At 40.0% G+C, this 8,149-nt stretch carries 9 protein-coding genes; all 9 read left to right on the top strand.

Features of this window, described 5'->3' with window-relative positions:
- Positions 1-156 precede the first annotated feature (156 nt).
- The 9 genes from LG34_RS06235 (at position 157) to LG34_RS06200 (ending at position 8,108) form a co-directional block, all read left to right on the top strand.
- Positions 157-1,143, top strand: coding sequence for a Gfo/Idh/MocA family protein (locus LG34_RS06235; protein WP_109215324.1), 987 nt, complete (start codon positions 157-159; stop codon positions 1,141-1,143).
- A 29-nt stretch (positions 1,144-1,172) separates the two neighbouring features.
- Positions 1,173-1,700 (top strand): flavodoxin family protein, encoded by a 528-nt coding sequence (locus LG34_RS06230; RefSeq protein ID WP_109215323.1) that lies wholly within the window; start codon positions 1,173-1,175, stop codon positions 1,698-1,700.
- Positions 1,700-2,107 carry an acyl-CoA thioesterase gene (locus LG34_RS06225; protein WP_109215322.1) on the top strand — a complete coding sequence of 136 codons (408 nt, stop codon included), beginning with the start codon at positions 1,700-1,702 and terminating at the stop codon, positions 2,105-2,107. Before LG34_RS06230 ends, LG34_RS06225 begins: the two co-directional genes overlap by 1 nt.
- 19 nt (positions 2,108-2,126) lie before the next feature.
- On the top strand, positions 2,127-2,219 hold the full coding sequence (locus LG34_RS17065) for a DUF6219 family protein (protein ID WP_022036558.1): 93 nt from the start codon (positions 2,127-2,129) through the stop codon (positions 2,217-2,219).
- Positions 2,220-2,270: 51 nt separating this feature from the next.
- The gene (locus LG34_RS06220) at positions 2,271-2,909 is read left to right on the top strand and encodes an NUDIX hydrolase N-terminal domain-containing protein (protein ID WP_109215321.1); all 639 of its coding nucleotides are present in this window, start codon (positions 2,271-2,273) and stop codon (positions 2,907-2,909) included.
- A gap of 31 nt (positions 2,910-2,940) precedes the next feature.
- Positions 2,941-3,948, top strand: coding sequence for a response regulator transcription factor (locus LG34_RS06215; protein ID WP_109215320.1), 1,008 nt, complete (start codon positions 2,941-2,943; stop codon positions 3,946-3,948).
- A 688-nt stretch (positions 3,949-4,636) separates the two neighbouring features.
- Positions 4,637-6,874 (top strand): beta-galactosidase, encoded by a 2,238-nt coding sequence (locus LG34_RS06210; RefSeq protein ID WP_109215319.1) that lies wholly within the window; start codon positions 4,637-4,639, stop codon positions 6,872-6,874.
- 21 nt (positions 6,875-6,895) lie between these two features.
- A complete protein-coding gene (locus LG34_RS06205) occupies positions 6,896-7,249 on the top strand; it encodes a DsrE family protein (RefSeq protein ID WP_109215318.1) in 354 nt (117 codons plus the stop codon).
- Between the two features lie 208 nt (positions 7,250-7,457).
- Positions 7,458-8,108 carry a YkgJ family cysteine cluster protein gene (locus LG34_RS06200; protein ID WP_109215317.1) on the top strand — a complete coding sequence of 217 codons (651 nt, stop codon included), beginning with the start codon at positions 7,458-7,460 and terminating at the stop codon, positions 8,106-8,108.
- The last annotated feature ends 41 nt before the right edge of the window (positions 8,109-8,149 follow it).

The raw sequence follows: 8,149 nt of genomic DNA, 5'->3' as shown, positions 1-8,149 counted from the left end.
GAAGAATATGTCAGCTTTCGCTGACCAGAATCACGCACCAAGTCTCACGAGCGTTCGACTTGAATAAGTTTTTTACAGAAAAAGCATAGAAAAAATAATGAATCTGTGAGAAAATATGTGGCAGATAAGCAAAAGAAATTTCAGGAGGCAAAAGAGATGAGAGAAAACCTTAACTGGGCGGTACTTGGTACCGGTGTGATTGCAAATGAAATGGCGCAGGCGCTGCAGAAAATGGGAAAATCTCTGTATGCAGTTGGAAACCGTACTTATCAGAAGGCGGTAGATTTTGCAGAAAAATATGGTGTAGGTAAAGTATATGATCAGATCGATGATATGTTTGAGGATGAAAATGTCGATATTATTTATATTACCAGTCCACATAACACACACTATACTTTTATGAAAAAGGCATTACAGTGTGGAAAGCATCTTTTAGTGGAAAAATCCATTACATTAAACAGCAGAGAACTGGATCAGATGATCGCACTGGCACAGGAGAAACATCTGATTTTGGCAGAGGCAATGACCATCTGGCATATGCCGATTTATAAAAAATTGTGGAATATCATAAAAGATGGAACACTAGGAAAAGTCCAGATCATAACAATGAATTTTGGCAGTTTCAAGGAATATGATATGAAGAATCGCTTTTTCAATCTGAATCTGGCAGGAGGAGCAATGCTTGATATTGGTGTCTATGCACTTTCCATTGTTCGTAGTTTTATGGATGAAACTCCGACCGATACATTAAGTCAGTGGAAACCATCCCCGACAGGTTCCGATGAACAGGCGACTGTTTTACTGCAGAATTCACAGGGGCAGATGGCAACAGTAGCATTATCCATGCATTCAAAACAGCCAAAACGCGCCATGATTAGTTGTGAAAAAGGATATATTGAAATTATGGAGTACCCACGCGCTGATAAAGCAGTTATCGTAGACGCCGAAACCGGGGAACGGACAGAAATCGCAGAGGGTGAGACTGCTAATGCACTGTATTATGAAATGCTGGATATGGAGCAGGCAGTGCGCAGCGGTAATGCAAATGGAATGCATCTGGAATATACGAAAGATGTCATGGACATTATGACAAAACTTCGGAAAGACTGGGGTATGAAATATCCGGAAGAGAACTGGGATTAGATTTTGCTGAAAAAGGAGATAACATAAATATGAAAATCGTAGTATTAAACGGAAGTCCACGTAAAGGTGGAAATACAGAAATCATGACGCAGGCATTTACAAAAGGTGCTGAGAAAAAAGGGCATGAAGTAGTCAACTTACCTGTTGGTACCATGAAAATCCGTGGATGTATGGCTTGCGAGTACTGTTTCTCTCATAATGGAGAATGTGCACAGAAAGACGATATGACACAGGTGTACGAAAAATTGAAAGATGCGGATATGGTTGTATTTGCATCTCCGATTTACTGGTTCGATATCACTGCACAGTTAAAAGCAGTCATCGACCGTTTGTATGTGGGGGCAACGGCAGGATTTCATTTTCATAAAACAGCGTTGTTGTTAGATGCCGGTGCAGATCATGTATTTGATGCGGCAATCGAACAGTATCGTGCAACGGCTGCTTATGTGAAGTGGGAGGACTGCGGAATCATTACTGTCCCAAACATGGAAAGCAAAGGCAGCATGAGTGCCTGTCCGAAACTGGCAGAGGTAGAAGCATTGGGAGAGTCTTTGTAATGCAGAAATACAGACATATTGTGCAGTATTATGAAACAGATAAAATGGGGATTACACATCATTCAAATTATATCCGTTGGATGGAAGAAGCCAGAATTGATTTTCTCAGACAGATTGGATGGGACTATGCAAAACTGGAGTCAATAGGCATTATATCTCCGGTTACAGCAGTAAACTGCAAATATAAAAAGAGCACAACCTTTGGAGATGTCATTGATATTGACGTCATAGTAGAAGAATTCAAAGAAGTAAAATTAAAATTGCAATATACTATGACAAATGAGCAGGGAGAAATTGTATGTCAGGGATATTCAGAACATGGATTTATCAATCCGGAAGGCAAGTTGATTCGGTTAAAAAGAGAATATCCGAACTTTTATCATGCATTGAGTGAACTGGCAGAGTAAGAAATGGAGGGATGAATCGATGAAAGCACATAAATGGTGGAGCATTGCGGCATTATTTTGTATGATCATGGCAATTTATTCAGGTCATAAAATAATTCATAAGGCAAAGTAAATTTATCAAAATGAATAATTTAGAGATATGCTATCTTAAGAGGAGAAGGATATGGCATTAAATTTACATGATGAAAAGAACAAATGGTTGGACTGGGCGATTGAAATCCAAAGTCTGGCGCAAGCGGGGCTGACCTATGGACATGACGTATATGATATGGAGCGTTATGAACGTTTACGGGAAATTTCAGCAGAAATGTTATCTTACAAAACAGATATTCCAGTAGAAAAAATAAAAGACTTATTCTGTAATGAAACTGGCTATCAGACACCTAAGGTTGATACCAGAGCAGCAATTTTCGAGGATGGAAAAATCTTATTAGTGCATGAAAAAAACGGAACCTGGTCGTTACCGGGCGGCTGGTGTGATGTTAACCAATCGGTAGCGGAAAATACGATCAAAGAGACATTAGAAGAAGCTGGTTTACATGTAAAAGCAGACCGTATGATCGCTGTTCAGGATCGAAATAAACATAATTTGCCGATATATGTTTATGGTGTGGTCAAGATTTTTATCCAGTGTTCTGTAATTGACGGGGCTTTTGTTTCAAATATTGAAACGACAGAGACAAAATATTTTGCAAAAGACGAAATACCGGAAAATCTGGCAAATGAAAAAACAACCAAAGAACAGATACTAATGTGTTTTGATGCGTATGAAGCGAAACACTGGAAAGTTTTGTTTGACTAAAAAGTAATTTATGATAACTTGGAGGAATGACATGAAATGCAAAAGAACGGTTCTGCCATTACTTGGAACTGCATTTGAACCTGGCAGACTGGCAGACACGCTAAATGAATTTGAGGATGAAGAACTGGCAGAAATTGCACAGGCAGAAGCCTATTTTTTTTCAGCACAGGCAGAAGCCTGTGTGAAAATTGTAGAAAAATATTTGAACAGCAAGGATGTGATCCTTCGTATGTCAGCGGATATGCTTTATACATTTGCAAACCTGACGCTGGGTGATGCGATGGCAGCGCAGATGGCGCGGGAAGATGTACATATCTGCCTGAAAAAAGCATTCGAGGACGAAATCGATCTGGAGACACAGGCATCTTGTTTGTTTGCATTATATGTCATTAGTGTGCTGATTCATATTCCACCGGAAAAAGAAATGCCGTTGTTAAGCGATTATTTGCGTTATCTTCCAGAAGGTCAGCGTCTGTTTGCTATGAATCTGTTGGCGCATGGTGCCTATCTGAATCAGGAATATGCAAAAGGACAGGGCATGGCACAAACTGCAATGATGATGGCAGAAAAAATGTATCCGATTCCATTTATTTATCTGAATTGTGTCAATGCCATGTGTCAGATCAATCAGAAAGATCAGGAAGGAGCCAGAGAGTCTGTGATTCGAGCATGGGAGATTGCAAGACAGGATAAACTTCTGGAGCCGTTCATTGAGCATCATGGATTGCTGCAAGGAGTTTTAGAAGTCTGGGTAAAACAGCGGGAACCGTATGTATATAAAAAAATGATGGATGGAGTCATTGCTTTTAGCCGTGGATGGATGAAAATTCACAATCCGGAGATGCAAAAAGCAGTGACGGATCTGTTGACTCCGGTGGAGTTTTCTATCGCGATGCTTGCTTGCCGTGACTGGACAAATCAGGAGATTGCAGAACATATGGGACTTTCAGTCAATACGGTAAAACATTACGTTTCTACGATTCTGGAAAAATTACAGATTGATAAGCGTGACAAGATCAAGGAATTTGTAAATCAGTAATGAAAAGTCAAAGAATAAAGTGTCAATTTTCAGAAAACAGAAGATAATAATTTATGCCTGTTTCAATGTTTGCTGAAATAGGCACTTTTTTGTGCCAAAACGGGCATGTAAAAACAACGAATAGTTTGATAAAATATAACCAACGAGATGGCTGCTCAGTAAAATACCTAAAACAGTAATAATTTTTTACATATAATGATATATACCTTGCGAACAGATACAGATGAGCAGTCATCAGAAATACTTTATATGAACGCAGAATAAGCATTCCCCCGATTGAAGTGTGTAGAGCACTAAGTGGTGGGTAAGCGGGATGCTTATGTCAGTGGGAGTTAAAAGCTCCCACTGACAGGTCACAAAGCGACTGCGTTCCTGAGCAAGTAGTGAAAGCGGATTGCAAATGTCCGCTTTACTTATAAGAAACATAGTCTTTTGCTAAATGGCAGAAGGCTTTTTTTCGTTTCCAAATCATATCAGGTTTATTGCTGAATTATAGCAGAAACAAAATAGTTAAAACAAGATGATATGTTGCGGAGCAATTTTTCAAAAAAGAAAAGCAATTTTTTGGATAAAAAATAAATAGGAAGTATGGAACTAAAATGATATAATAGACACAGAAACAAAGTAAAAAACAAATTACTCAGTTTACAAATCTTGATGAAAATAAATATGAGAAAAGGAATTTTGAATGGAAAAATACAGTATTAACGGAGTATCTTTACTCAAAAATGAAAAAGCAATTTTTCCAATGATGGGGGAGTTTCATTTTTCCAGATGCCCGGAACCGGAATGGGAAGAAGAAATCAGGAAAATGAGAGCCTGTGGCATGGATATCATAGCAACCTATGTTTTATGGATTCATCATGAGGAAGAAGAAGGTGTCTTTGATTTTACAGGACAGCGCAATCTGCATTATTTTTTGGAATTGTGCGAGAAATGGCAGATGCATGTGTGGCTTCGTATTGGACCGTGGGCGCATGGAGAGGCACGAAATGGTGGTTTTCCGGACTGGCTGCTGAAAAAAGGATATAAATTGCGCAGCGATGATCCGGATTACCTGGCATTGGTGGAACGTTTCTGGAAGAAAATTTATAAAGAAGTGGAAGGAACACATTGCATTCTTGGTATTCAGGTTGAAAATGAATATGGTCATGTGGGTGGTTTACGAGGTGTTGCCGGGGAGCAACATATGCGGACGCTAACAAAACTGGCAAAAACGATTGGTTTTGAAGCACCTTATTGGACAGCGACCGGATGGGGCGGTGCGGTACTTGGTGATCTGACACCGGTTATGGGCGGTTATTGTGATGCCCCATGGGATGCTTCTTTAAAACAGCTTCCGCCAAACAAAAATTATCTGTTTTCAACGGTGCGAAATGATGGAAATATCGGCAGTGATTATGCACCGGGGATGGAATTGTCATTTGATAAAGATGCGTATCCGTATCTGACCGCAGAACTTGGTGGCGGTGTGCAGGTGACACATCATCGCAGACCACGGGTGGCAGCAGAAGATATCGGAGCGATGTCAGTATGCAAACTTGGAAGCGGTTGTAACCTGTTGGGCTATTATATGTATCACGGCGGGACAAATCCGAAAGGAAAACTCAGTAGCTTACAGGAATCGACGGCGGTGGGTTCCTTTTGCGATGTCCCTGAACTTTCCTATGATTTTCAGGCACCGATCCGGGAATATGGTCAGATTTCAGAGACAGCAAAAGAATTGAAACTTCTTTCCATGTTTGCACATGATTATGGGGAGACATTTTGCAATATGCAGCCACAGTTTGCGGGGGATGACTGTGAGAGTACTTCAGTTCATACCGGAGATTTTCAGGATGCAGAAGATTTATCTGCATTTCGTATGATTACGCGCAGAAGCGGTGATCATGGCTATCTGTTTGTAAACAATTATCAGCGTGGTTATGAGATGGCAGAGCATAAAGATGTGATGCTGCGTGTTCAGACAGCAGATGGAGAAATAAGTTTCCCAAAACAGGATATTAAAAATGGAGCTTACTTCTTTTATCCGTTTAATTTTCTGCTGTCAGATGACGTGACATTACGTTGGATTAATCAGACACCATTATGCAATATTAACCGGAAACTATGGTTTTTCTATGGAAATGAAAAAATGCAGTATGAGGCAGATGAAAAACTGTCTGGCCAAGTGCTTATCAGTATGGATCGAATCTGGGCAAAATATGCATGGCGCATGAAAAAATATCCAAATATATTGTTTTTCAGTGCGTTACCTATTTTGGAAACAGAAAATGGGATAGAGGTAATTTGTCGCAGTGATCGTGCACAGAAAAACTGCTGGATAATCATGGATGCGACTGTGGAAGATGCTAAAACGTGGATTGACAATGGGTGGAAAAAACCAGATATCATTCCGGATTTTTTACATGTGGAAGGTGATGCATCCACAATTTGTGTGCTGAGTCATGATCTGACGGCAGCAGACAATCAGACTGTCGCGTCATTTACACATACAGATGTAAATAACTGCATTATACGGAAAGAAAAAAATGTTTTTCACAGAGCAGAAAAAACAGATTTTTCCGAGGCAGAAGCATGTGCGATTGACGATACTGGCAAAGATTATCAGGAATATGTGATTCGAATTTCCTATGACAAAGCATATGATGCAGCAAAAGAAAATATCTTCCTTCAGATTGATTTCCAGGCAGATCAGGCAGAACTTTACCTGAATGGCGTGAAAATTGCGGATCAGTATTACATTGGTGATGTCTGGGAAGTCAGTCTGAAACGATTTGATTTTCCAACGGAATTGATACTACGGTTGTATCCACTTGAGGAAGATGATAAGATATATCTGGAAACGCAGCCGGATTATGTAAATGGAAGATGTTGCAGTTTAAAGGATATCCGTTGCGTGTATGAGTATAAAGAAAAGTTGTAATAGTTGAAGGAGAAATGTTGTATGGAACAGCAAAATAATAAAGAACACCTGCATATTTTATGGACAAATGCAGATGTGACTACAGCAAAATTGATGGTGATGATGTATGCCAGAAATGCTATGAAAAATGGATGGTGGAAAGAGGTAACGGTCATTGTATGGGGTGCTACCGTAAAATTACTGGCAGAAAATGAAGAATTACAGGAAGAATTAAAACGTGCAGAATCCTTTGGCGTGAAATTCACCGGATGCATCGCCTGTGCGGAAGAATTAAATCTGGTAGATAAAATGAAAGAAATTGGTCTGGATCTGTACAAATGGGGACCACCATTGACGGAATTGATTAAATCAGGAGCACCGCTTCTTACGATCTGACAATACCAGGCGATATGTCTGCTATTTGGTTATAAAGTACATAGCGTGAGCGGATTGTGGATATCTGCCTGCTTTTTAGAGAATGTCCTCTGCCTGAATTGCGATAAGCAATGAGCAGGGGACGTTTGTCTGTAAATCTGCCCCTTGGAAAACATCAGCATTTTTGTTATAATGCAACTACTGGATTTTTGAAAGACGGGTGAAATAGATGGAAGAATATTTAAAAGATATATCAGATGGAAAGTTATATAGCAGCAACGATATGGTAAAAGTAGGCTGTCATGACTGCAATGGCTGTTCCGCTTGTTGTTGTGATATGGGTGAATCGATTTTGCTGGATCCGATGGATGTCTGGCGTCTGGAACGGAACCTTGGACAGAGTTTTGAACAACTGCTTGCAGGTGCGATCGATCTGCATGTGGAAGATGGTCTGATCCTTCCGAATCTGAAAATGGCATCATCTGCGACAGGACCAAAATGTTCTTTTTTAAATGAAGAAGGCAGATGTAGTATCCATGCATTTAGACCGGGGATTTGCCGTCTGTTTCCTCTGGGGCGAAATTATGATGGGGAAAATCTGAGCTATTTTCTGCTGACAGATGCCTGTCCGGCAAAAAATAAATCAAAGATGAAAGTAAGTAAGTGGCTTGAAATGGATGGAATGAAGGATTATGAGCAGTTTTTAGTAAAATGGCATGCGCTCACCAAATCTCTTCGTCAGACCATGCAAAATTGTGATGAAGAGGAAGCAAAACGGAAAAATATGCTGTTTCTTCAAATGTTTTATTTTACTCCTGTACAGCAGGAGAATTTTTATGATGGTTTCTACGAACGGCTTGAACAGTTTGAACGCAGATAAGCATTCCCCCGCTTCAAGTGCGCGGAGCACTAAGTGGCGGG

Origin of the sequence: Eubacterium ramulus (assembly GCF_003122485.1) — a bacterium.
Lineage (GTDB): Bacteria > Bacillota > Clostridia > Lachnospirales > Lachnospiraceae > Eubacterium_I > Eubacterium_I ramulus_A.
This window is presented reverse-complemented; position numbering and strand designations above follow the sequence as displayed.

Excerpts from the sequence above, each read along its gene's own strand:
- LG34_RS06235 (WP_109215324.1), top strand. The coding sequence starts at position 157 with ATGAGAGAAAACCTTAACTGGGCGGTACTTGGTACCGGTGTGATTGCA.
- LG34_RS06230 (WP_109215323.1), top strand. The coding sequence starts at position 1,173 with ATGAAAATCGTAGTATTAAACGGAAGTCCACGTAAAGGTGGAAATACA.
- LG34_RS06225 (WP_109215322.1), top strand. The coding sequence starts at position 1,700 with ATGCAGAAATACAGACATATTGTGCAGTATTATGAAACAGATAAAATG.
- LG34_RS17065 (WP_022036558.1), top strand. The coding sequence starts at position 2,127 with ATGAAAGCACATAAATGGTGGAGCATTGCGGCATTATTTTGTATGATC.
- LG34_RS06220 (WP_109215321.1), top strand. The coding sequence starts at position 2,271 with ATGGCATTAAATTTACATGATGAAAAGAACAAATGGTTGGACTGGGCG.
- LG34_RS06215 (WP_109215320.1), top strand. The coding sequence starts at position 2,941 with ATGAAATGCAAAAGAACGGTTCTGCCATTACTTGGAACTGCATTTGAA.
- LG34_RS06210 (WP_109215319.1), top strand. The coding sequence starts at position 4,637 with ATGGAAAAATACAGTATTAACGGAGTATCTTTACTCAAAAATGAAAAA.
- LG34_RS06205 (WP_109215318.1), top strand. The coding sequence starts at position 6,896 with ATGGAACAGCAAAATAATAAAGAACACCTGCATATTTTATGGACAAAT.
- LG34_RS06200 (WP_109215317.1), top strand. The coding sequence starts at position 7,458 with ATGGAAGAATATTTAAAAGATATATCAGATGGAAAGTTATATAGCAGC.